General features: G+C 52.5%; 20 protein-coding genes, 1 rRNA gene and 1 riboswitch. Of the genes, 3 read left to right on the forward strand and 18 right to left on the reverse strand.

What is annotated here, in order from left to right; genetic code table 11:
* Positions 1-442: 442 nt before the first annotated feature.
* From BMW55_RS17485 to BMW55_RS17500, 4 genes are all read right to left on the reverse strand, one after another.
* On the reverse strand, positions 443-2,635 hold the full coding sequence (locus BMW55_RS17485; protein WP_089972785.1) for an alpha-galactosidase: 2,193 nt from the start codon (positions 2,633-2,635) through the stop codon (positions 443-445).
* Positions 2,636-2,672: 37 nt separating this feature from the next.
* On the reverse strand, positions 2,673-3,491 hold the full coding sequence (locus BMW55_RS17490; protein ID WP_089972790.1) for a carbohydrate ABC transporter permease: 819 nt from the start codon (positions 3,489-3,491) through the stop codon (positions 2,673-2,675).
* Positions 3,491-4,375: a carbohydrate ABC transporter permease gene (locus tag BMW55_RS17495; RefSeq protein ID WP_089972860.1), complete on the reverse strand. Its 885-nt coding sequence runs from the start codon at positions 4,373-4,375 to the stop codon at positions 3,491-3,493. Before BMW55_RS17495 ends, BMW55_RS17490 begins: the two co-directional genes overlap by 1 nt.
* Before the next feature lie 113 nt (positions 4,376-4,488).
* The gene (locus tag BMW55_RS17500) at positions 4,489-5,748 is read right to left on the reverse strand and encodes an ABC transporter substrate-binding protein (protein WP_089972793.1); all 1,260 of its coding nucleotides are present in this window, start codon (positions 5,746-5,748) and stop codon (positions 4,489-4,491) included.
* Between the two features lie 216 nt (positions 5,749-5,964).
* Here BMW55_RS17500 and BMW55_RS17505 point away from each other — a divergent pair, with 216 nt between their 5' ends.
* Positions 5,965-7,722 carry a cache domain-containing sensor histidine kinase gene (locus tag BMW55_RS17505; protein WP_089972796.1) on the forward strand — a complete coding sequence of 586 codons (1,758 nt, stop codon included), beginning with the start codon at positions 5,965-5,967 and terminating at the stop codon, positions 7,720-7,722.
* Positions 7,700-9,172: a response regulator transcription factor gene (locus tag BMW55_RS17510; protein WP_089972799.1), complete on the forward strand. Its 1,473-nt coding sequence runs from the start codon at positions 7,700-7,702 to the stop codon at positions 9,170-9,172. The genes BMW55_RS17505 and BMW55_RS17510 overlap by 23 nt, the downstream gene beginning before the upstream one ends.
* A gap of 60 nt (positions 9,173-9,232) precedes the next feature.
* On the opposite strand, the gene purD is transcribed toward BMW55_RS17510, so the two are convergent.
* From purD to purE, 13 genes are all read right to left on the reverse strand, one after another.
* Positions 9,233-10,495 carry a phosphoribosylamine--glycine ligase gene (gene purD, locus BMW55_RS17515; protein ID WP_089972804.1) on the reverse strand — a complete coding sequence of 421 codons (1,263 nt, stop codon included), beginning with the start codon at positions 10,493-10,495 and terminating at the stop codon, positions 9,233-9,235.
* Positions 10,496-10,549: 54 nt separating this feature from the next.
* Entirely contained in the window at positions 10,550-10,828 is a 279-nt protein-coding gene (locus BMW55_RS17520; protein ID WP_089972807.1) for a hypothetical protein, read from the reverse strand.
* Positions 10,829-10,910: 82 nt separating this feature from the next.
* Positions 10,911-12,458, reverse strand: coding sequence for a bifunctional phosphoribosylaminoimidazolecarboxamide formyltransferase/IMP cyclohydrolase (purH, locus tag BMW55_RS17525; protein ID WP_089972810.1), 1,548 nt, complete (start codon positions 12,456-12,458; stop codon positions 10,911-10,913).
* 74 nt (positions 12,459-12,532) lie between these two features.
* Positions 12,533-13,138: a phosphoribosylglycinamide formyltransferase gene (gene purN, locus BMW55_RS17530; RefSeq protein ID WP_089972812.1), complete on the reverse strand. Its 606-nt coding sequence runs from the start codon at positions 13,136-13,138 to the stop codon at positions 12,533-12,535.
* A complete protein-coding gene (purM, locus tag BMW55_RS17535) occupies positions 13,135-14,169 on the reverse strand; it encodes a phosphoribosylformylglycinamidine cyclo-ligase (RefSeq protein WP_089972815.1) in 1,035 nt (344 codons plus the stop codon). Before purM ends, purN begins: the two co-directional genes overlap by 4 nt.
* Entirely contained in the window at positions 14,166-15,587 is a 1,422-nt protein-coding gene (gene purF, locus BMW55_RS17540) for an amidophosphoribosyltransferase (protein ID WP_089972818.1), read from the reverse strand. Before purF ends, purM begins: the two co-directional genes overlap by 4 nt.
* Positions 15,551-17,815, reverse strand: a complete 2,265-nt coding sequence (gene purL / locus BMW55_RS17545) for a phosphoribosylformylglycinamidine synthase subunit PurL (RefSeq protein WP_089972864.1) — start codon at positions 17,813-17,815, stop codon at positions 15,551-15,553. Before purL ends, purF begins: the two co-directional genes overlap by 37 nt.
* 7 nt (positions 17,816-17,822) lie before the next feature.
* Positions 17,823-18,506: a phosphoribosylformylglycinamidine synthase subunit PurQ gene (purQ, locus tag BMW55_RS17550; RefSeq protein WP_089972821.1), complete on the reverse strand. Its 684-nt coding sequence runs from the start codon at positions 18,504-18,506 to the stop codon at positions 17,823-17,825.
* A complete protein-coding gene (gene purS / locus BMW55_RS17555) occupies positions 18,491-18,757 on the reverse strand; it encodes a phosphoribosylformylglycinamidine synthase subunit PurS (RefSeq protein WP_089972825.1) in 267 nt (88 codons plus the stop codon). Before purS ends, purQ begins: the two co-directional genes overlap by 16 nt.
* The gene (gene purC / locus BMW55_RS17560) at positions 18,750-19,490 is read right to left on the reverse strand and encodes a phosphoribosylaminoimidazolesuccinocarboxamide synthase (RefSeq protein WP_089972829.1); all 741 of its coding nucleotides are present in this window, start codon (positions 19,488-19,490) and stop codon (positions 18,750-18,752) included. The genes purS and purC overlap by 8 nt, the downstream gene beginning before the upstream one ends.
* A 507-nt stretch (positions 19,491-19,997) precedes the next feature.
* Positions 19,998-21,293 carry an adenylosuccinate lyase gene (gene purB, locus BMW55_RS17565; RefSeq protein ID WP_089972832.1) on the reverse strand — a complete coding sequence of 432 codons (1,296 nt, stop codon included), beginning with the start codon at positions 21,291-21,293 and terminating at the stop codon, positions 19,998-20,000.
* Positions 21,293-22,510: a 5-(carboxyamino)imidazole ribonucleotide synthase gene (gene purK / locus BMW55_RS17570; RefSeq protein ID WP_089972835.1), complete on the reverse strand. Its 1,218-nt coding sequence runs from the start codon at positions 22,508-22,510 to the stop codon at positions 21,293-21,295. The genes purB and purK overlap by 1 nt, the downstream gene beginning before the upstream one ends.
* On the reverse strand, positions 22,507-22,995 hold the full coding sequence (gene purE / locus BMW55_RS17575) for a 5-(carboxyamino)imidazole ribonucleotide mutase (protein ID WP_089972838.1): 489 nt from the start codon (positions 22,993-22,995) through the stop codon (positions 22,507-22,509). The genes purK and purE overlap by 4 nt, the downstream gene beginning before the upstream one ends.
* Positions 22,996-23,116: 121 nt before the next feature.
* Positions 23,117-23,218: riboswitch (purine riboswitch) on the reverse strand.
* Positions 23,219-23,510: 292 nt separating this feature from the next.
* Here purE and BMW55_RS17580 point away from each other — a divergent pair.
* The gene (locus tag BMW55_RS17580; RefSeq protein ID WP_089972841.1) at positions 23,511-23,876 is read left to right on the forward strand and encodes a hypothetical protein; all 366 of its coding nucleotides are present in this window, start codon (positions 23,511-23,513) and stop codon (positions 23,874-23,876) included.
* A 278-nt stretch (positions 23,877-24,154) separates the two neighbouring features.
* Here BMW55_RS17580 and rrf read toward each other — a convergent pair.
* Positions 24,155-24,246 (reverse strand): 5S ribosomal RNA (gene rrf / locus BMW55_RS17585); the annotation flags it as partial.

Genomic DNA, 24,246 nt, shown 5'->3' on the forward strand with positions numbered 1-24,246 from the left:
GAGGTGGTTTCAGAATATCTTTGGGAGAACGGCCGGCTATGGGAAAGAACGAGCGTCAGACAAGAGCGGGTGCATCCTTCCCGCAATATGGGGTTGTCCGCTAGAGGCTGCGAACTTAAGCCCATCCTCTTACATGTAAAAGGCGGCGTGTACCGATCCGGCCAGGCTAAAACGCGAAAAACCAAACCATAAGTACAGCCCGTGATGTAGCAATGAAAGCTCTTTGGTCCACGGGGTCCGCTTGGTCCATTTCTCTTCAAATGGAAGAGGTTGCCCAAGAATCCCATGCCTTTGGGCATGGAAAGGGGTCAATCCTTGTCGGACATGAGATTAATCAGGCCCGCATGGCAAGCCGGATGCTTTTTTCCATGAATAATCCCACATATGTACGATCCTGACATCATATAAAAAACCGGGCCGATGGAAGCCCGGTTTTCTCCATCTATCCGTTCTTTACCCTCCATCTCCAGATCACGCTCTGGAAATCCCCCGTCAAATCCGGAATGGACAGTCCTACATGCATCAGTTCGTCCCCTCCGTATGTTTGACCGTCTTCCAGCGAGACGTAGTCCAGCATGGGGTCCAAACCTTTCAGGCAGAGTCGCCTCAGGGGAGCATTACTTTCCGACAACACCCGGTAGTAAAAAACGATTGCCTCCCGCCGGTCTTCGGAAACAAACATCCATGCCGCCTCGTTGCCTTCGAAGGGGCTTTTCAACCGGTAAAAGTCTCCAAACTGGATCAAATGCCGGATTTCTTTGTACAGGGCCACTTGTTTTTTGACGATCTCCTTTTCTTCCTCCGTCAGCTTCGTCAGGTCCATCTCATATCCGAAGTTGCCGGCCATCGCGACCGCCCCCCGCATCTGCAACGAAGTGACGCGGTGCACCTGATGGTTGGGCACGGCAGATACATGCGCCCCCATGGTTATCACCGGATAGACGATGCTGGTCCCGTATTGAATGCGCAGGCGTTCCACGGCATCCGTGTTGTCACTGGTCCAGGTCTGCGGCATGTAGTAAAGCATGCCCGGATCAAAGCGGCCTCCGCCTCCCGAACAGCTTTCAAACAGCACATGCGGAAATGAAGAGGTGAGTTCCCCCAGCACGCGGTAGAGTCCCAGCATGTACCGGTGGGCCGTCTCCCGCTGCCGTTCCGGAGGCAGTGCGGCCGAGCCGATTTCAGTCATGTGCCGGTTCATGTCCCACTTCACATAGGTGATCGGTGCCGACGACAAGATGCCGGACAGCATTTGAATCACCGCATCACACACCTCCTGTCGGGAGAAATCAAGGATGAGCTGATTTCTTCCCTCGGAACGGGAGCGTTCAGGCACATGCAGACACCAGTCCGGATGCTCACGATAGAGGTCGCTGTCCGGGGACACCATTTCCGGCTCCACCCACAGACCAAACTCCATCCCCGGCTTCCGGACGCGCTCCGCCAAATCTTCCAGCCCGCCCGGCAGTTTTCTCCGGTCCACAAACCAGTCACCCAGTGATGAAGTGTCATCATCCCGTCTTCCAAACCACCCGTCATCCAATACGAACAACTCGATTCCCAGCTCCCGTCCGGTGCGGGCGATTTTTTCGATCTTGTCCGCGTCAAAATCAAAATAAGTCGCTTCCCAGTTGTTCACCAGGATCGGGCGGACTTTGTCCCGGTAAACACCGCGGCAAAGGCGGCTGCGGTACAGTTTGTGGTAGGTTTGCGACATGCCGTTTAACCCTTCGTCCGAATAGACGAGCACCACCTCGGGTGTTTGGAAGGATTCACCAGGATGTAACAACCAGGAAAAATCGAACGGATGGATTCCCATCTGGACGCGGGCCGCATCATATTGATCCACCTCGATTTGAGCCAGGAAATTGCCGCTGTACACGAAGCTGAACCCGTACACTTCCCCTTGATCCTCACCGGCTCCCTTTCGCAGCAGGGCAAGAAACGGGTTTTGCTGATGGCTGCTGGCCCCCCGACGACTCTCGATGGCCTGTGTGCCCACCGTAAGCGGGCGTTTGACGATATGCCGTTCCCGGCAATGGGCCCCTGACAATTGCATCATGTCAAATTCGGCATCGGGGAAATCGATGCTCATGCTGAGTGCCCGGAGCAATTGTAAGCTATTGTTCCCTTCATTGACAAAGCGGACAGAGCGGGTCATCACATTCCTGTCTTCATAGACGGTATAGGATAAAATCACCTTCAATCCGATCAGCGCATCCTCCAGCTCTATTTCCAGTGTTTCCGCCTCATCGTCTGTTTCCACGTAAGTGGCCGGCAATCCGGCCAATTTTGGCTTGCCGCGAAGAATCCGGTGGGAGACATACCGTAAATCAGTAATCGTCGAACCGTTCTCCAACTGAATGTGATAAGCCGGCGAGCGCAGATCGGTTCGTCCGTACGCGGGGTATTCCTGAGGCAACACATCCAGTGAAAACGTCCGGTCACTCGGATCAGGGTTGGCGGAAAACGCCCGGTCCTTGAAGGGAATCTGATACGTCAACGGTGTCGCGCGAATTTTCTTGCCCCAGTATAAGTGGGCCAGATACCCTTCATGGACGATTTGCATCACATAACTCGTATCTTTGCCTTGAAGATGAATGGTTCGGCTGGCGGCATGATAACGAATACTCATATGAAACCTCCCCGCATCTGACTTGGCTGAAATTGTTTTATCCCTTGACTGCACCGGACGCGAGTCCGCGAATAAAATATTTTTGCAAAAAGAGGAACAGGACAATCGGAGGCAACGCGCTCAACAACGATCCGGCGGCCACCCATCCCACATTGCTGACATATTGGCTGAAAAATGTGGACAGCGCCACCGTGAGGGTTTGCGACTCCGAACTTTGCAGGAAGAATACCGAGAATTGATAGTCGTTCCAGACCCCGATTCCCGTCAAAATCATCACAGTCGCCGTAATCGGCTTGAGCAGGGGGAAAATGATCCGGAAAAACAATCCCAACCGGCTCGCCCCGTCCACCATGGCTGCTTCTTCCAGCTCCCGGGGAATGGTTTGAATGAACCCGGTGAACAGGAAGATGGACAAAGGCAGCTGGAAGGTGACATGAAGGAGGATCACCGCCCAATACGTGTTCATTCCCCCCAGATCCGCCACCAGCTTGTACAATGGGACCAGAATGGTGAGCGGCGGAACAACCATCGCCGATACAAACAGATTGTAAACCCATTTGTTGAGCCGGGTCTGAACCCGTGCCAGCGGATAACCGGCCAATGCACCCAAGATCACCACGAATACCAGAGAGATGGCGGTGATCACCAGATTATTGATAAAAGCGGAGCCCATGTTCGCCTGCTCCCAAGCATTTTTGAAGTTATCCGGATTCCACGTTTCGGGCAGGACCCACTTGGAACTCAAATCATCGATCGGTTTGAATGAAGTGGTGAACAACAGATAAAAAGGGAGAATATGAAAGGCTCCAATCAACAACATGAGCAACATATACACCCAACGGCTTCTGCTCTTCATCATGCGACCTCCCTCCGGCGCAGATAGGTAAGTGCCACCAAACTGAACACCGAAATCAGGACAAACATCAGATTCCCCAGGGCAGCTGCGTATCCCGCATCCTGGCTGGCAAAGTACACTTTAAACATCATGGTGGAAATCGATTGGGAGGCGTAACCGGGGCCGCCTTTCGTCAATGCCATGATCACATCAAACAACTTCAATCCCCCGATCAGGTTCAATACGATATTGACGGTAATCGCAGGCATCAACAGCGGTAAAGTGATATGCCAAAAGCGTTGCCGGCCGGAAGCGCCGTCCAATTCGGCAGCCTCGTAGTACTCCTTGGAAATCGATTGCAGACCCGCCATATAGATCACCATCGCAATCCCTACATACTGGTAGGTATTGACGAAAGTGATGATCCAGACGTTCCATTTTGGGTCATCCAGAAAATTCACGGGTTGATTCCCAAACAACTGGACCACGTCATTCAATGCCCCTCCCTGCAGTTGAAAAAAGAAATACCAAATATAACCCATGATCAAAGGACTCACAATGACAGGCAAATAGACGATCGTCCGAACAATTCCCCGGCCCTTGACGCTTTGATTCAACAACAGGGCATACGCCAGCCCGATGATGTTTTGAAACACGGTGCTGCAGACTCCGTAAATCAACGTATTTTCGATCACCGTTCCGATATTGGGATCGTTGATCATCCGCCGATAATTGTCCAACCCGATCCAACTGAACGTCTGTGAATACCCGTCCCAGTTCGTGAAGGAAACCTGGATTCCTTTGAAAAAGGGGTACAGAATAAAGACCGCAAACAGCACCAATGCCGGAACATACAACAGGTTCAACCAGGCGGACGGATGCAGCCTTTTGTTTCGCCCGACCATGCCGGCAAGCCGCTCCGTCTGTTTTTCCCGGTTGAGCACGCCTCCCACTTCCATGCTTCCACTCCCCTCTAGAAGAAGCGGGTACCCCCTGTCGGAGCAACCCGCCATTCTGGTTATCTGGCCTGATTACGAAGGCGAACAAATTCCTCTTTCATCTTTTGTGAGTATTGCTCGGGCGTAATGCTTCCTGCCAGCAACTCTTGTGATAACGTACCCATGACATCCCACATTCCGTTTGGCAGATATACGCGGTCGAAGTAAGGGAACACCCGGGTATCCGCATACTTTTCAAAATAGGGTGTGAGAACGCCCAAATCAGCCGTGATGTCTTTGATTCCCGGAGGCAATTTGCTCGCTTCGGCGATTTTTTTCAGGTTTTCTGGCTGAGCGACAAATGCGATGAATTGCTTCGCTTCCTTCAAATGTTTGGAATCCTTCCACGCTCCCAGCGTATACCGCTCTCCGCCGGAGAAGGACGGCTGGTCTCCCGGAACAATGGCCGGTACAGGCATGTACCCCACATTGATATTAGGGTTGATTTGTTTCACTTGCTCCACGAAAGAGGGTCCCCCCACGTTAAAAGCCACTTTTCCCTGCGCAAACCATTGCGGCAAATCCGTACCTCTGGCCGTTAACACATCTTTGTTCATGTAACCCTTCTTATGCATTTCCAGGAACTTCTTCGGCAGGTATGTCCATTTGTTCCAGTCGAACTGGTTATTCAATAAGGCTTGTGCTTCATTCTTCTGCGGGCTGATCAACAGCGGTGTGGCAAATTGGTCAAAGAATTGTGCAAGTGAACCGGTTTCCGAACCGGCGAAGAAAAAGGGAGTGACTTGCCCGTTGCTTTTCTTTTTGATCTGCTCCGCTGCCGCCATCAGCTGATCAACTGTCTGGGGCGGTTCAATCCCGTATTGTTTGAGCAGATCCGCGTTATATGTGATCCCGTCTTTGGCTTCATTGAGCGGAAGCGCATACACTTTTCCCTGTTCGTCAGTCAGCACGGGTTTGATCGTATCCGTCATTTTGGATGCCCACGGTTCTTGTCTCAAATCCGCCAAAAACTTACCATAGCGGATTTTGGCCCATCCATGGGTGTCAAACACATCGGGCAAATCATTGGCGGCCATTTTGACTTTTAAAATATTTTCATAATCATTTCCGGGAAATTGAAACTCTACTTTGGTCTTGTATTTTTTTTCAAATTCTTTTCCGATCTCTCTCATCGCTTGTTTGACGGGTTCTTCACCGACTGTCATATATACCGTGATCTTCTTTTCAGCGGAATCGCCTGCATTGCTTCCTCCGGAACACCCCGCGATCCATCCCGTCACCAGGAGCAACATCATCGTAACCGAAAGAAATTTTTTCATACTCCTTCCCCCATTCAAATGATTTTGACTCGGTAGAGTGTAAGATTCCGCCTACTCTTATCCTTCATTATATCGATTGATGAAAGCGTTCCCATATGTCCCAAATCTACGATCGAAGCGCTTATTTTTCATGTCCGGGATGTTCTGTTCCCTTCCATTTGACGCCGAGACGGTTTTCGGTTATCTATGTTGTAAAGGAAAGAAAGGATACAATCTATGAAGATTTCCCGTTCGCTTCGTTCGCAACTGCTGATCCTCTATTTGATTGCCATCGCGGTGCCGATCCTTACCATTTCATTCGTGATTCCGTATTACTATCAATACCAAATCGTACATCAAACCCAGGAATTAACTGATAATACACTCAATTCCCTCAGCAACCAGATCGGCACCTATCTCCAGGATCTGGGCCGGCTGACCATCGTTCCCTATTTGAACGATCCTATCATACAAGCATTGAAGCTGATCACCCATGGCCAATATCATACAGCCGACCCGGCTACCCAGCTGAAAGTCAACCATGCCCTCATTTCGACTCTGCCCAATTATTTGGGAAACACGCGGGATGAAATTGCGGGAACCATCATCGTCACCCTGAATGGTTCCTTATATGCCCATTCGCGTTACGGATCGGCAACCGTTTCCGACTATCCGTATCAGCAAAAGGAATGGTACCGGCAGGCCGTGGCCGCAAACGGCAAAGTCGTGTTCATTGCCACTCATCCGCAAGATTACCTGACCAATTCCGGAGTCCCTGAAGTGTTCAGCGTTGCCCGGCTGATCAAAGATCCCGACACGCAGGAGCCTCTCGCAGTCATGATGGCAGACGCCGACCACCAAATACTGGACCGGCTGATCCGGCAAGTTCGTTTCCATGTCCAATCCATTGCCGTCATCACGGACACCCGCGGTAATGTGCTGTATGCCAACAAACCGGTTTCCCCCGGTATGCTGAAACAGATTAACCAGGGCAGCGCCTTTGTGGAGGGGACAAATGATTCTTTCACAGTGGTATCGAAAACAATTCAGCCGTCCGGTTGGGAGATCCATGTCTTACTGTCGAACAACGCATTGCGTTCCAAAGTGAGATGGTTGTATGCAGCCGGTTTCCTCTTTGCCGTCGGCGGGTTTGTCCTGACTTGGTCGCTGTTCTCCATCCTGTCCCGCAGGATCGTCCACCCGTTCCAAGACATGCTCAGGGCGATGAGACAGGTGCAGCGCGGAAATTTGGAAGTGCGAGTGCAACCTTCGGGAGATGATGAAATCGCCCAACTGGGAAAAGCGTTCAATCATATGATCAGTCAGCTCAACGAGCTGATCGACCGGGAATACCGGGCCGTTCTCAGCCGGCGAAATGCGGAATACCGGGCATTACAGTCCCAGATTCAACCCCATTTTCTGTACAACACGCTCAATGGACTGATCGGCCTCAACCGGCTTGGCAAACAAAAGGAGCTGGAAAACGCCATTCTCTCCTTAAGCTCCTTGTTGCGATACAGTTTGGATGCCGGAGATTGGGTCACCATCGACGAGGAATTTTCCTTTTTGAAAAAATATTGTTCACTCCAGCAAATGCGGTTCCAGGACCGCGTCGATGTCGTGATCAACTGTGAGGAAGAAGTACGTCATTACCTGATCCCCAAATTGCTGTTGCAACCCTTGATTGAAAACACTTTTATCCATGGGGTCGAACCATGCGATGATCCTTCCAAAATTGAGGTAACCGCAAAACGGCACCGACACGCGGAACGTTCCTATCTGATCATTGCCATCCGCGATACCGGAATGGGGTTTGATGCGGGCAAAGATCCCGGGAAAACGGGAATCGGACTGGCCAACGTTCGCGAACGTCTTGAAATCAGTTATCCCGGCTCCTCCTTTCAGCTGGAAAGTCGGATCGGGGGTGGTACACGCGTGCGAATCATGATTCCCGAAGAGGAGGTGCGACGAAATGAAGATTCTCATCGCGGATGATGAACAGCTGGTCCGGACAAGCCTGAGGAGCATGTTGGAGGAATTGGGGGTTCCCCTGTCGATCCGTGAGGCGGAGAACGGCTCCCGATTGATTGAGGAGATCAAAGCGGAGCGTCCGGATCTCGCTTTTGTCGATATTCGGATGCCGAAGGTGAACGGACTGGAAGCGATCGAGATCTGCAAAAACCTTTCCCCCGATACGCAGTGGATCATTCTCACCGGCTATTCCGAATTTGACTACGCCAGGGAAGCCCTCCGGCTTGGAGCCGCTCATTACCTGTTAAAACCGGTAAGCACGGATGAACTGAAAGAAGTGATTGCCTCGCTTCAAACGACCGTCAAAGAGAAATGGATCGAACGAAACCGGCAATTCGAGCAGGAAATGTTCAGCATGTGCCACAGTCTTCTCCCCCTGCAGGAAGATGTGCGGGAAAATCAAACCGACTACTTGGCTGCCATGATCTATGTGGACAGCCGCTTGGAGGAGCAGAAAAAAAACGCCCGGCTTTTGACATTGACTACAACCTTGCGGGAACATCTGCTTGAATGGGCTGAAGGAACCCTGCAAATCTCCCTGTTCCCCCTCCCCGCGGGCGAATGGACACTCATCGCCGCATGGGAAAACCCGTCTGCCGGCGACTGGATCTCTTTTTGGAGCAGGGTGGACGAGCTCGTCGATCCATTTCGTCAAGCCGATTTTGCGGTAACAGTGATCAAAGGTAACCCCTGCTCATCCCGCCAGGAGCTGCTGGAACAATTGGACCGAATCAAGCAATGCTCGCCACTGCGTGTGGTAGCGGGGATCAACCGCACACGGAACATCGCCGAGTTGGAGCCGGATCGGGATCATTCGACTGCCTGGAAGTTTTGCCGCCAGTTCATCGGGTTGACCGATCATTATCGCGAAAGGTCATTTCTTCATTTTGCCAAACTGGTCAACGAACTGGAAAGTGGTTGGAAGCAATTTAGCTTATCGGAAGAGCAGCAAAAAAACATTTTGCTGTTTGTTCAAGCCGTCTTTTCATGCCCGTTTGAACCGGGGGACGATTTCCCCGCATGGCTGAGGATGATTCAAGCCCATGCCGAACAAGCCTTCATCCACAATGAAAAAGGCAAGTATGCCTCTCACGATCTCATCGAAGAAGTGAAACGCTATATCGACCAACATTACATGCATCAAATCGGGATCGGGGAAATCGCCGATAAACTGGGGGTGACCCCCAATTATTTGAGCACTCTGTTCCACAGGAAAACCGGCACGACGTTTGTGAAATACCTGACCCGGATCCGCATGCTGAAAGCGAAAGAGTTGCTGAAAAACCCGTCCATCCAGATCCAGCAGGTGGCCGAACGGGTAGGGTATTACAGCCCCCGCCATTTTACCAAATTGTTCGTCAGGTTTTTCGGGTGTTACCCGTCCGAATATCGGGACGGTCCCAAAGCCAAGTGATCATGAAAAAGCCGCTTCCCCCACAATCCGGGAAACGGCTTTTTCTTGTACGACCCGCATTTATTTTAATGCTTTTGCCGCAATATCGGTGCGGTAGTGGGCATCTTTGAAGGAAATTTTTCTTACCAGCTGGTACGCTTTTTCTCTCGCTTTGGCAATGTCCGGGCCGAGTCCGGTGACCCCGAGGACCCGCCCGCCAGCGGTGACGATTTGCCCGTTCTCTGTTTTAGTGCCGGCATGGAAGACCACTTGTTCATCCGAGTCCTGGGGAAGACCGAAAACGGGATTTCCTTTTTCATAGGTTCCGGGATATCCGCCGGAGGCCATGACCACACAGACAGCCGCATCCTCTTTCCATTCAATGGGTTGCTTGTCCAAACGGCCTTCCACGACAGCGAGTAAAATATCCGCCAAGTCCGTTTTGAGCCTGGGCAGCACCACTTGCGTTTCCGGGTCACCAAACCGCGCGTTGAACTCGATCACTTTCGGCCCTTGATCCGTAACCATCAATCCGGCATATAAGACTCCCTTGTACTCGATCCCTTCTTTGGCAAACGCTTCCGCCATGGGCAACAAGATGGTTTCGACCGCCTGATCCACAACCGTTTGCGGGATTTGCGGCACAGGGGAGTACGTGCCCATTCCGCCGGTGTTGGGGCCTTCATCATGGTCATAAACCGGCTTATGGTCTTGGGCGACAACCATCGGTTTGATCGTAGGCCCGTCAACAAAAGCCATCAGCGAAATTTCCTGTCCGCTCAAAAATTCCTCGATGACCACTTCTTTCCCGGCCGCGCCAAAAACGAGCTTTTCCATCGCTTCGGAAACCGCCTGTTCGGCTTCTTGAACGGTACGGGCGACCACCACCCCTTTGCCCGCTGCCAAACCGTCCGCCTTGACGACGATGGGAGCCCCTTTCTCGCGGACATAGGCCTTGGCCTCCCCGGCATCAGAAAAAGAGCGGAAACTTGCGGTCGGAATTCCGTATTTTTGCATCAATTCTTTGGCAAAGCGCTTGCTTCCCTCGATTCGGGCCGCATGTTTCCGCGGACCGAATATTTTTAATCCTTCCGCTTCAAAACGGTCCACGATTCCTTCCAAAAGGGGAACTTCCGGACCCACCACGGTTAAATCAATCTTGGTTTCTTTCGCAAATTGTACAAGCCCCCCGAGATCGGTGACCGAGAGCGGAATACAACGAGCAACGGACTCGATCCCGCCGTTTCCGGGAGCGCAATAAATTTCGGACACTTTTTCACTTTGAGCCAGTTTCCAGACCAGAGCATGCTCACGGCCGCCATTACCAATCACCAAAACACGCAAAACAGGTCCCTCCTTCGCACGGGCGAACATCGCCCGGGAAATCCGGACGATGTTTTACGATAATAGGAAACTGATGCCAAACAAAAAGACGGTAACCAAAATACAGATGAATGACCATTCTTCCCTGTAAAAGAACCGCTTGCGATTGCGGTAAGCAGAATCGGTGGTCAATACCCCGCCGACGATCAGGGCGATCATGAAGAAGATGCTCCCTGCCGTCCTGAGCTGGGTTTGCCACGCAGCCAAATCCAAATCATAGGCGATATATGAAAGGAAGCCAGTTATCAGGATAACCAAAGCGATCCAAATCGCTGACCACTTGAAAAGACGCATACTGAGGGGCCCTCCCTTGCTTTTTTTCCTAGTATACGCAAAAAGAGTTGCCCCCCATACAAAAACGGGCGAATGTGACCGATCAGTGTTTAAAATGGCGCATTCCCGTAAATACCATCGCGATGCCATGCTTGTTCGCTTCGTCGATCGACTCTTGATCGCGGATGGAACCACCCGGTTGGATGATCGCGGTAATGCCGGCTGCAGCCGCTTTTTCTACGGTATCCTTCATCGGGAAAAAGGCGTCGGAAGCCATCACGGAACCAGCTGCTTCTTCACCGGCTTGCCGGATGGCAATCTCCGCTGCCCCGACGCGGTTCATCTGCCCGGCGCCGACTCCCAGCGTACGTGAGTTCTTAGCCAGCACAATGGCATTGGATTTGACGTGTTTGACCACTTTCCAGGCGAACAGGAGCTGCTTCCATTCTTCCTCGCTTGGTTTCCGTTCCGTCACCACGGTGCAGTCTTCCGGGCGGATGGAAGCGAGGTCCGCTTCTTGCACCAGTGCACCGCCCCCAACGGACTGGACTTTCAGCGAAGGTGTGCGCCCGGCGGCAAACTCCTCACCCAGCTGCAGCAAACGCAAATTTTTCTTTGCCCTGAGGATCTGCAGGGCTTCGTCGTCAAAAGAAGGAGCCAGAATAATCTCCAGAAAGATTTCTTTCATCTTTGCAGCGACCGCAGCCGTGATCGGGCGGTTGGCCGCGATAATGCCTCCGAAGATGGAGACCGGGTCGGCTTCATATGCCTTCTGGAAAGCTTCTTCGATCGTTTCACCGATCCCCACCCCGCAGGGGTTCATGTGTTTGACCGCGACAACGGCAGGTTCGGCAAACTCGGCGACGATCTCCAGAGCAGCATTGGCGTCATTGATATTGTTGTAGGAGAGTTCTTTTCCGTGCAGCTGCTTTGCTGAGGCAATCTGTCCCTGCCCGGCCAGCGGTTCGCGGTAAAATGCAGCTTGTTGGTGCGGGTTTTCACCGTAGCGCAACTCTTGCTGTTTTTGGAAGGTGATGGTGAACTGATCAGGAAACATCTCACCTGTCAGCCGGTTCAGATAGCCTGAAATCAGGGCGTCATAGGCGGCCGTATGGCTGAACGCTTTGGCCGCCAGGCGCAGCCGGGTTGTTTCATCCGTGTTTCCCTGCTTTTTGATTTGCTCAAGTACGACCGGATAATCTTTGGGGTCTACCATCACCGTGACAAAGCGATGGTTTTTGGCTGCCGAACGAACCATGGACGGCCCGCCGATATCGATATTTTCGATCGCTTCCTCAAAGGCGACATCCGGCTTGGCAATCGTTTGCTGGAACGGATAAAGATTGACCACTACCAGGTCGATCGGCTCAATACCGTTTTCTTTCATTTGCTCCTGATGCGATTCGTTGTCGCGCACGGCAAGCAGTCCACCGTGAACCATCGGGTGAAGGGTTTTGACCCGCCCGTCGAGAATTTCCGGAAACCGGGTCACTTCTGAAATGCCGGTTACCGGTACACCCGCTTCCCGCAATACGCGATATGTTCCGCCGGTCGAAATGATCTCTATCTCCAGCTTGGCCAGCTCACGGGCCAATTCCACAATCCCTGTTTTATCTGAAACGCTGACAAGCGCGCGGCGAATGCGATCCAATCGTCTTCCTCCTTCTCTTCAAACAACCTCTTTTCGCGTGACCAACAGACGAACGAGAAAAACCGGCTCCAACATCATTTTTCACTGGCTGAAAGCGGAACAGGCGGCCGTATTTTTCCCGTAATCAATTGATAAACCACATCGGGATAAAGAGAATGTTCTGCCTGATGAATTTTCTCCGCAAACGATTCCAGGGTGTCGTCTTCAGTAATCGCGACCGGAACCTGGGCGATAATGGGGCCCGTATCCATTCCTTCATCCACAAAATGGACGGTCACCCCCGATACCTTGACGGGATACTCATAGGCTTGCCGGATGGCGTCTTTGCCGGGAAAAGCCGGCAGCAACGACGGGTGGATATTGACAATCCTCCCTGCATAAGCCTCCAGGAGCACAGGTCCGATCAGTCTCATATAGCCCGCCAGCACGATCCACTTGATCCGGTGCAGGCGGAGCAGGTGAAGCACATCCCGTTCATAGTCCGCTTTGCCGGGATACTCTTTGGGCGCGAAACTTGCTGAAGGAACACCCAGTTTTTCCGCCCTTTCCAGCACTTTGGCTCCCGGTTTGTCACAGATGAGCAGTGAAACGGGCTCCGGCCAGTCTTCCATTCTGGAACGCTCAACCAGTGTTTGGAAGTTGCTTCCGCTTCCCGATGCAAATACGGCAATGCTCATCACACGCCGCCTCCTGCCCAGGAGAATCCTCTTTCACCCGATGTGACCCGTCCGATGACAACAGCTTTTTCTCCCAGCTCTTCAGCAGCTTTCACCACGGCATCCGCTTCGTCCACCGGAACGGCCACCACCATGCCAATCCCCATGTTAAACGTGCGGTACATATCTTCGGTAGAAATATTGCCCAACTCCTGAATCCACTTGAAGATGGCAGGCGTTTCCCAGGTTGACCTGTCCACTTCGGCCCGGCATCCTTCCGGCAGCATGCGGGGAACGTTCTCGATCAGCCCTCCGCCGGTGATATGGGCGCCTCCTTTTACCCTAAACCTCCTGCTCAATTCAAGAAAGGGCCGCACATAAATCCGGGTGGGGGCCAACAGGGCTTCACCCAGGGTTTGTTCACTTCCGGGAACTGGTTCTGAAAAGTCGGCTTCCCGGTCATCCAGCAGCACTTTGCGGGCCAGGGAAAATCCGTTGCTGTGTAAACCGTTGGAAGCAAATCCGATCAATACATCCCCCGGCACGATGTCGGTACCGCTCAATATTTGATCCCGCTCGACGACCCCGACGCAAAAACCGGCCACATCATATTCTCCGGGGGCATACATCCCGGGCATTTCCGCCGTCTCTCCGCCGATCAGCGCGCAGCCGGCCTGTACACAGCCGTCTGCAATCCCTTTGACCACGGCTTCCGCCTGTGCGGGAGACAATTTTCCGGTTGCCAGGTAGTCGAGGAAAAAGAGCGGTTCCGCCCCCTGAACGACGATATCGTTGACGCACATCGCTACACAGTCGATGCCGATCGTATCATGGCGATCAAGGGCAAACGCCACTTTCAGCTTGGTGCCCACGCCATCCGTAGCTGAAACCAGGACCGGATTTTTATATGGTTTCAGGGCGAACAGACCGCCAAAACCGCCGATATCTCCGAGCACTTCCGGGCGGAAGGTTCGTCTGACATGCGACCGGATTCGTTCCACCGTTTCATTTCCGGCATCAATATCGACCCCGGCCGCTTTGTACGCTTCACTCATCGTTTCCCCTCCAACACCATCTCATCCTCAATCGCCGTCGGATACTGTCCGGTAAAACAAGCCAGGCAGTGGCCGCGATTCATCTCCCCCAAGGGGCGGCCGATCGCCTCAAGCATACCTTCCGGGCTGATAAACGCGAGCGAATCCGCGCCGATTTCTTGGCGAATCTCTTCCACTGTTTTACTTGAAGCCACCAGCTGCTCACGGGTGGGGGTATCAATTCCGTAAAAACAAGGGTTTTTGACCGGCGGTGAGCTGATGCGCACATGCACTTCCGTTGCCCCCGCTTCGCGCAGGAGATTGACGATGCGGCGGCTGGTGGTACCTCGGACGATTGAATCGTCCACCATGACCACCCGTTTGCCTTCCACCACTTTGCGGACGGCGCTCAGCTTCATTTTTACCCCTTGTTCACGCAATTCCTGGCTGGGCTGGATAAAGGTGCGTCCCACATACCGGTTTTTAATCAACCCCAGTTCATAAGGAATTCCGGTTGCTTCTGCAAAACCGATCGCCGCTGAGATGCTGGAATCCGGGACTCCGGTTACCACATCCGCCACTGCGGGTGCTTCCTCCGCCAGTTTGCGCCCCAACCGTTTTCTGGCAGCATGCACGTTGATTCCGCCGATGTCGCTGTCCGGACGGGCGAAGTAAATATACTCGAACGAGCAAACGGCGCGTTCGGCCCGGGGAGCAAAGCGGGTGGATCGCATGCCGTTCTTGTCGAGGATCAACATCTCCCCCGGTTCAATTTCACGCAAAAATTCAGCCCCGATCACATCGAAAGCACAGGTTTCCGAAGAGAACACATAGGCATCCCCGAGCATGGCCAGCGAGAAAGGCCGCAAGCTGTGCGGATCTTCGGCGACAATCAGTTGATCATTGGTTAAAATCAGAAGCGCATAGGCCCCCACCACCCGGTTGAGCGCCTCTTTAACCGCTTCCTCCAGAGTGGCAGCTTTGGAACGGGCGATCAGATGTGCGATGACTTCTGTATCGGTGGTCGTCTGAAAGATGGAACCCGATTCTTCCAGCTCTCTGCGCAGGCGTTTCGCATTCACCAGGTTTCCGTTGGTGGCGATCGCCAACTCTCCTTTGGCATAATTAAACACCAGGGGTTGGGCATTGGCCAGCCCGGTTCCGCCCGCCGTCGAATAACGGACATGGCCGATGGCGATTTCCCCCTTCAACCTGGCCAGCGAGTCGTTGTCAAATACTTCCGTCACCAGACCGGCGCCGCGCTGAACATAGAACCGCGTCCGATCGGTGGTCACAATCCCCGCGCTTTCCTGGCCGCGGTGCTGCAAAGCGTGCAATCCGTAATACGTTAACTGCGCCGCGTCCGGGTGGCCGACAATCCCGAATACACCGCACTCTTCATTTAGTTCGTCGAGTCCGAAGATGGATTCATCGCGCATGGGATCGCCTCCTCCCAGAGCTTCGTCAGCTCTTCCACAGAACGGTGAATGGCGGTTTCTCCGTTCACTTCGATGTTCAGCTGCAGATCACCGGTAACTTCACCGATTCGGGCACACGGAACCCCATTTGCCCGGGCCAAGGCCATCACCGGCTCCGCCTGCTCGGCAGAAACGCTGAGAAGCACACGGGACTGGGATTCGCTGAATAAATGAACGACCGGTTGGAGAGTCGTTTCCACTTGCACCTTCGCCCCTTTTTGCCCGCTGATGCAGCATTCCGCCAGGGCAACGGCCAGTCCGCCATCCGCCAGATCATGCGCGGAATGGACCCGTCCGTCCCGAATCGCCTGCAAAACGGTTTGATGAAGAGCCCGTTCTTTTTCCAGATCAAGCAACGGAGGGCGTCCGCTCACATTCCCGGTCACGACATGCTGCAGCTCGCTGCCGCCCAGCTCCGCATACGTTTCCCCCAGGAGCAGGATGACATCTCCTTCGTTTTTAAACCCTTGGGTGGTGATGTGTTCCCGGTTCTGAATCAGGCCGACCATGCCGACAATCGGGGTCGGGTAAATCGCTCGTCCTTTGGTCTCGTTATACAGGCTTACATTTCCGCCGACGACAGGAGTATCAAGGGCGCGGCAAGCGTCGGCCATTCCGTCAATCGCTTTGGACAGTTGCCAATAGATTTCCGGTTTTTCCGGGTTGCCGAAGTTGAGGCAGTCCGTGATGCCGAGCGGCTCGGCCCCGGCACAGACCACATTTCTCGCCGACTCCGCCACGGCAATGCGCCCGCCTTGCTCGGGATCGAGGTAAACATAACGGCCGTTTCCGTCGGTGGACATCGCCAGGGCTTTATCCGTACCACGAATCACCACTACCGCCGCATCCGACCCCGGACGGACAGCCGTGCTGGTTCGCACCATATGGTCATATTGCTCATAGACCCAGCGTTTGCTGCCGATATTGACCGAAGAGATCACGCGGTTGAGTGCTTCTTCCGGGTCGATCTGCGCGACTTGCTCCTCTGGACGTACCTCTTGATTTTCTTTATAATAGGCGGGGACTTTTTCTTCCCGTACATAACAGGGAGCATCATCGACAAGCGTTTGGACCGGAATATCCGCCACCAGTTCACCTTTAAAGAAAATACGGTAACGGTTGCCTTCCGTAACATGACCGATCACGGCGGATGGCAGGCCCCATTTGTCGCAGATCTCCTTAATTTCGTTTTCGCGGCCCTTTTCCACAACCAGGAGCATCCGTTCCTGTGACTCTGACAGCATGATTTCATACGGGGTCATGCCTGTTTCCCGCTGCGGGACCAGATCCAGATTCAAGTCCATCCCCTGTCCGCCTTTTGCGGTCATTTCAGCGCTGGAACAGGTGAGGCCGGCGGCCCCCATGTCCTGGATTCCGAGCAGCAGCCCTTTTTTCACCATTTCCATGCAGGCTTCCAACAGCAATTTTTCCATAAACGGGTCACCCACCTGCACTGCCGGCCGCTTCTCCTCGGATTGTTCATTCAGCTCTTCAGAAGCGAACGTGGCTCCGTGAATGCCGTCGCGGCCGGTGCTGGCGCCCACATAGATCACCGGGTTTCCGACCCCTTTGGCGATCCCTTTCTGCAAATCGTCATGGCTCAAGATGCCCACACACATGGCATTGACCAGCGGATTGCCTTCATAACTGGAGTCAAAGACCACTTCGCCCCCTACAGTTGGGATGCCGATGCAGTTCCCGTAGTGGGCGATGCCGGCCACCACATGTTCAAACAGATAACGCACGCGCGGATTTTTCAGATCGCCAAAACGCAAGGAATTCAGAAGGGCCACCGGACGCGCGCCCATGGAGAACACATCGCGGATAATGCCGCCCACACCGGTGGCCGCTCCTTGAAATGGCTCCACAGCAGAAGGGTGGTTATGGCTTTCAATTTTAAATACAACGGCCTGGTTGTCTCCGATGTCAATCACACCGGCCCCTTCGCCGGGCCCCTGCAATACGCGCGGACCCTGTGTCGGAAAACGCCTGAGCAGCGTTTTGGAGTTTTTGTAGCTGCAGTGTTCCGACCACATCACACTGTAGATGCCGACTTCGGTCCAGTTGGGCAGGCGGCCGTCCAAATGCCGGATGATCTGCTCATATTCCGCATCGGTCAAACCCATCTCTTTATACAGTTTTTGATCGCGAATCTTCTCCGGACTCGGTTCATGGGGAAGGCTTTTCACCGTTTGTTCAAGCTGCACCGCAATTCTCCTTCCAATATTGAAGCATCGAAGTAAATACGCGGGCTCCGTCTTTGGATCCCATCCAGTCTAAAATCGCCCGTTCCGGATGCGGCATCATGCCGAGGACATTCCCCTCGCGGTTGATGATCCCGGCGATGTCCGAAACAGAACCATTCGGATTTTCTCCGGCATAAGTGAAAACAATCTGGTTGTTTCTCTTTAACTCGGCAAGCGTGGCATCATCGCAATAGTAATTGCCTTCCCCGTGAGCGATCGGAATCGAAATCAGCTCACCCTGCTCATAGTCACAGGTAAACGGGGTCCGGGCATTTTCCACGCGTAGGGTCTGGAAATTGCAACGGAATTTCAGCCGGCTGTTTCTCCTCAAGGCTCCGGGCAAGAGGCCCACTTCCGTTAAGATTTGAAAGCCATTGCAGATTCCGATGACCAATTTGCCTTCCCGGGCCGCTTTTTTGACGCCTTCCATCACCGGGGAGAAACTGGCCAACACACCGGTTCGCAAATAGTCCCCATACGAAAAGCCGCCGGGTAAGATAATGGCATCATACCGGGACAAATCCGATTCCTGGTGCCAGACCGGGGTCACGGAGGCGTTTAAAACATCTTCGACAGCGTGAATGCAATCGATGTCACAGTTGGAACCCGGAAAAATCGTTACTGCGAAGCGCATGAAACAACCTCCTCCAACTCGTAAGTGAACGTTTCGGTGACGGGATTGGAGAGAACTTTTTCCGAAAACTCCTTGACTTGCGCCTCTGCTTCTTCCCGGCTGCTGCCTTCCAGGATCACTTCGATCTTCTTGCCGATGCGGACATCTTTGACTCCCTCGTAGCCAAGCGTTTGCAAGGAGCCTCTGACAGCAACTCCTTGCGGGTCCAAAACACTTTCCTTCAGCGTTACATAGATGGTGGCTTTAAACATCTTTTTTCCCTCCCAGTCGGGTCCAGATTTCTCGGTATGCCTCTACCACTTGCCCCAAATCGCGGCGAAAACGGTCTTTATCCAGCTTTTCGCCGGTTTTCGCATCCCAGAACCGGCATGTATCCGGTGAGATCTCATCGGCCAGCAACAGCTTTCCTTCCGCATCCACACCGAATTCCAGCTTAAAGTCAACGAGCAGGATCTTTTCTTGTTCCATCAGCTGTTTCAACAGATCATTCACTTTGAGGGCCATTTCCCTCATCTCTTTCAGCTGTTCTTCCGTCGCCAGCTGCAGAACGGAAACATGATCTTCATTGATCAGCGGATCGCCCAGAGCGTCATCTTTATAGTAAAGTTCCACCACCGGATGCCGGAGCTCTGTTCCTTCGGGAAGCCCGGTTCGTTTGGACAGCGTTCCGGCCGCGATGTTGCGGACGACTACTTCCAGCGGAATAATATCCACTTTTCGCACCAGCTGCTCAAGCGGAGAGATGGCATCGATAAAATGATTGGGAATTCCATGCTCATTTAAATAACGGAAAAAGAAAGTGCTGATGCGGTTGTTCATTTCTCCTTTGCCTTCCAGCACCGCTCTCTTTTCCCCGTTAAATGCAGTAGCCGTATCCTTATATTTCACCCGGACCACCCCGGGGTCTTCCGTCAGGAACAGCTGCTTTGCTTTACCTTCGTACAGCATATCTCCGGCTCGCACAATGGTCGGCTCCTTTCCCATGCTCCATGGAGGTATTGAAATAAAAGAGTAGGTTATAAATGCTTTTTGCTGTTGGATCTGTTTCCTGAAAGTGTGCTGTTTAAATAAGATTGTATCTGTGCTTGTGGATCGGGGCGGTCGGCCGTGTAGGTCTCCGTGCTCTTGAGGCAGGCGAAGAAGTAAATACTGTTCGCTCCGGCCTCTCACTTCGGGCGCGGATCAAACTAGTCCGCGTGGGACGGATGATCCGCTTTCTCCCTTCGTTCGCGGCCTTCGCTGGGGACGGCCTCAATGACACTTCGTCCAATCACGGCCTTCCTGCACGATTTTTCCATTCATATCTCCAGGATGTCGGCTGGTCATGAAAGCTTTTGTGTGAAAGTGCAATCACCAAACGAATGAGCGGAATTTGTTTTCCGTCGTAGTGACTCTGCCACTGCATCGAACCGGAAACAGAAAACAAATTCCGAGTAGTCCTCCATGCAAAGTTTCAGCCAGTTAACGATGGCCGTTTGGGGTAACATCCTCTCATTTGAGACCCAACCGATTGAAAATGGTGTCCACATGAGACAAATGATAGCTATAGTCAAAGCAATCGTCGATCTCTGATTGGGTTAATGTTTTCCCGATCAACTCGTCTTCTTCCACCAACGGCTTAAATGGGCGCTGCTCCTCCCAGGAGCGCATCGCCAGTTTTTGGACCCGATCATACGCTTCTTCCCGTTTCAGCCCTTTGTTGATCAAACTGAGCAACACCCGCTGGGAATAGATGAGGCCGAAGGTGCGTTCCATGTTGCGCTTCATGTTTTCCGGGAAAACGGTCAACTCTTTGACGATATGGGTAAAGCGATTGAGCAGATAGTTGAGCAAAATGGTCGCATCCGGCAAGATGACCCGTTCCACTGAGGAATGAGAAATATCCCGTTCATGCCAGAGAGGCACATTCTCATAAGCCGAAATCATGTGTCCGCGAATCACACGGGCCAGACCGCTGATATTTTCACACCCGACCGGATTTCGTTTATGCGGCATCGCTGAAGAACCTTTTTGTCCTTTTTTGAAAGGCTCTTCCACTTCCCGGGTCTCACTCTTTTGCAGACCGCGGATTTCCGTCGCAAACTTGTCCAGCGAAGTGGCGATCAAAGCCAGGGTGGCCATATACTCGGCATGGCGATCCCGTTGCAACGTTTGCGTGGAAATCGGGGCCGGTTCCAAACCTAACTTTTCACATACATACTTTTCCACAAACGGGTCGATATTTGCGTACGTGCCTACTGCCCCGGAGATTTTTCCGACACGGACCGTTTCGGAAGCACGTACCAATCGCTCGCGATTCCGTTTCATTTCGGCATACCAGAGGGCCATTTTTAAACCGAACGTCGTCGGCTCCGCATGAACCCCGTGAGTCCGGCCCATCATCACCGTGTATTTGTGTTCTTCCGCTTTTTCTTTCAACGCTTCAATCAGACGGTCGACATCGCGGAGCAGGATTTCATTGGCTTGTTTGAGGAGATAAGATAAAGCCGTATCCACAACATCCGTAGATGTGAGTCCATAGTGCACCCACTTGGATTCCGGGCCAAGGGTTTCCGCCACCGCCCGTGTAAAGGCAACCACATCATGACGGGTATCCAATTCAATCTCGTGAATGCGGTCTACATTGATTTTGGCGTTCTGCCGGATCAAAGCGACGTCTTCTTTCGGAATTACACCCAATTCCGCCCATGCTTCACAAGCGAGAATCTCCACTTCCAGCCACGCCCGGAATTTGTTTTCCTCTGTCCAGATGGCCGCCATTTCGGGACGCGAATAACGTTCGATCATCAGCTACTCCTCACTTCCTGTAGTTGTTTCATCTCATTTTGTATCGCATCTTTTTCTTTATCCGTTAAAGGAGGCCAAATGTCAACCGATTCGATGATCTGGAGCGCCTGCTCCACGGTGTCGGCGAGAACGGTCACATGTCCCATTTTCCGTCCGGTTTTCGCTTCTTTTTTCCCGTACCAGTGAACTTTCATTTCTTTCGGCAAACGGTGGAATTGATTCATCAGCCGTTCTGCATGTTCACCCAGGATGTTGACCATCACCGCAGGGGAGTATGCGGCGGGAGAACCAAGCGGCAATCCGGTCACGGCGCGCAAAAACTGTTCAAATTGCGATGTATGACAGGCGTCATACGTATAGTGGCCGGAATTGTGAGGCCGCGGAGCCAATTCATTGACGAGCAGGCCCCCGTCCGGGAGTACAAACATTTCCACGGCAACCAACCCGACCACTTGCAGATGCTCCGCCACCCGGACCGCCATTCGTTCTGCTTCTCTCATAATTTCAGCGGAAACAGGGGCAGGGGTGATCGACATATGCAAAATGTGGCGGCGGTGCAGGTTAACCGCAGGAGGAAATGCGGCCACTTCACCGGTGACGCTTCTGGCCACAACCACCGACATTTCTTTGACGAAAGGGATAAATTTCTCCAGGATATACTGCCTTTCGCCATTGAACATGCCTACCGGCAGGGAAGCAACCTCCTCGGGTGTCTGGATCCTCCACTGCCCTTTGCCGTCATACCCGCCTGTCGTCGTTTTCAACACCGCAGGATAGCCCAACTCTTGGAGGGCGGAGGTCAGATCTTCTCTTGTTTCTATCACCCGGTAGGGAGCGACGGGCACACCGGCTTGTTCCACTGCCCTTTTTTCCTCGAGCCGGTGCCGGGTAATCTCCAAAAGACGGCTTCCCTGTGGAACGCAGTGGCTCTGTTCCAATTGGCGAACGACATCCGGAGACAGGTTTTCAAATTCGTAGACGATGAGATCCGACCGCTCTGCCAAACGCTGAGCGGCAGCGAGATCATCATACGCTCCCACAATGTGTTCGTCTGCCACCTGACTGCCCGGACAATCCCGGGCGGGATCCAGCGTGATAAAACGGTAACCCATTTTCCGCCCTTCCAGGATGATCATTCTTCCAAGCTGGCCGCCCCCTAAAATGCCGATGGTTTGGCCGGGCAACATTTTTGTTTGTTTCAAGTTTTGATGTTTCATGTGAGCTCACTTTCCTTTAGGACACGCTGGCGTATTTCTTCCCGGCGACGTTTTAGCCGCTCCCGGATCTGTTTATCAGCTATGCTTAGGATCTCAGCTGCCAGGAGCCCGGCATTGACAGCTCCCGCATCGCCAATCGCTACCGTTGCCACCGGGACTCCCCCGGGCATTTGTACAATCGACAAAAGAGAATCCAAGCCGCTTAATGCAGATGACTTCACGGGGACACCGATGACAGGCAACACGGTTTTTGCCGCGACCATACCTGGAAGATGGGCGGCACCGCCCGCTCCGGCGATGATCACCTCGATTCCGCGACCTTCCGCTTCTTCTGCATACCGGAACATTTCATCCGGTGTCCGGTGGGCTGAAACCACTTTTGCTTCGTAAGCAATATCCAGTTCGCTCAGCACATCACAAGCTTTTTTCATCGTGGGCCAATCCGACGTACTCCCCATGATAATTCCGACTTTCGGCTGTTTCATGGCGTTGAAACTCCTTAGAATCCTTTTTTCGTTAGTCTTTCCTTTTTATATAGAAAAGCCTGAACAGCAAAACCCGAAAAAGATGGAAAAATCTGCTGTTCAGGCTAAAAAGCAATACAAACCCAAACGAGATTTTTCTCATAGCCGGGAAATTTACGGTTTCCTGGTAGAAACGCTTAGGCCATATTCCTAAGCATATATGAGAAAGAACTCATTTCATTTCAGTTGTATGAAGTTCATTTTAAGTGTAACAAGGAAAGCGATGGGAAGTCAATGAAAAAACGAACATTATTTTGTCATATATAAAAGAGCGTTCGTTTTTATGTAAGAAAACATACCGTTAAAGGATATTCATGGAATGATCATATCACTAAACAAACTGGTATTCATTTTTAAAAAATTGTCCCAAAAACAGGGCCTCCCTTCGAATTAAAATATAAAAAAGTTGGATCAATGCAACTCGGCAACCTTGCGTGATCAATCACGTTTTCGTCTCCGGAAGGAAGGTGCATGGCGTGTCCCCATCTGTATGGCATGAACTCACTTTATATGTTTTTATCCTGTATCTCTGTTACAGCTTGATGGTCTTTTTTATCGGAAAGCAGATTTACAAAAAGCAACGAGAGGAAGATAAAGCGGTCACGATCCGGTTGGGGATGGTCTGCCTGTTTCTGCCCCTGCTGGGTCCCCTGATTTCTTGGGTCACTGTTCTTCTGACCAAGCGTCCCCTGCTCCGCCTGCAAAAACAAGAAGACGAAGAAGAATGGACTTTTGTCCATTCCTTTGACACCATGCTTTCATGGAAAGAGACAAAAGAACGGCATGGAAGCGACTCCTTTATCCACTCCTTAATCACAGGCACCCTTGACAAGCACAAATGATTCACTCACATAAAGATCAAAAGCAGAAGCCGCATCGAACCAGTCTCAACAGGAGGCATTACCGGTAGCCGTTGACTGAATCCGATGATTTGCCATTCGCAGGGTGAAGTTTCGGAACCGAAATTTGCACCCGAGGTTCATTGTTTGAAAAACGATGAATGATCGGCAGGATCGGAGGCGCCGTTTACGAATGCATCCGGCTTGATGCATGAAGAAGTGAATGTCAGGATTTTCACGGATAAATCAAAAGCCACCCATTGAATGGGTGGCTTTCATTCGCCTGGCAACGTCCTACTCTCCCGGGGGTCATCCCCAAGTACCATCGGCGCTGGAGGGCTTAACGGTCGTGTTCGGGATGGGAACGAGTGGA

This window comes from Lihuaxuella thermophila (assembly GCF_900110165.1).
GTDB lineage: Bacteria > Bacillota > Bacilli > Thermoactinomycetales > Thermoactinomycetaceae > Lihuaxuella > Lihuaxuella thermophila.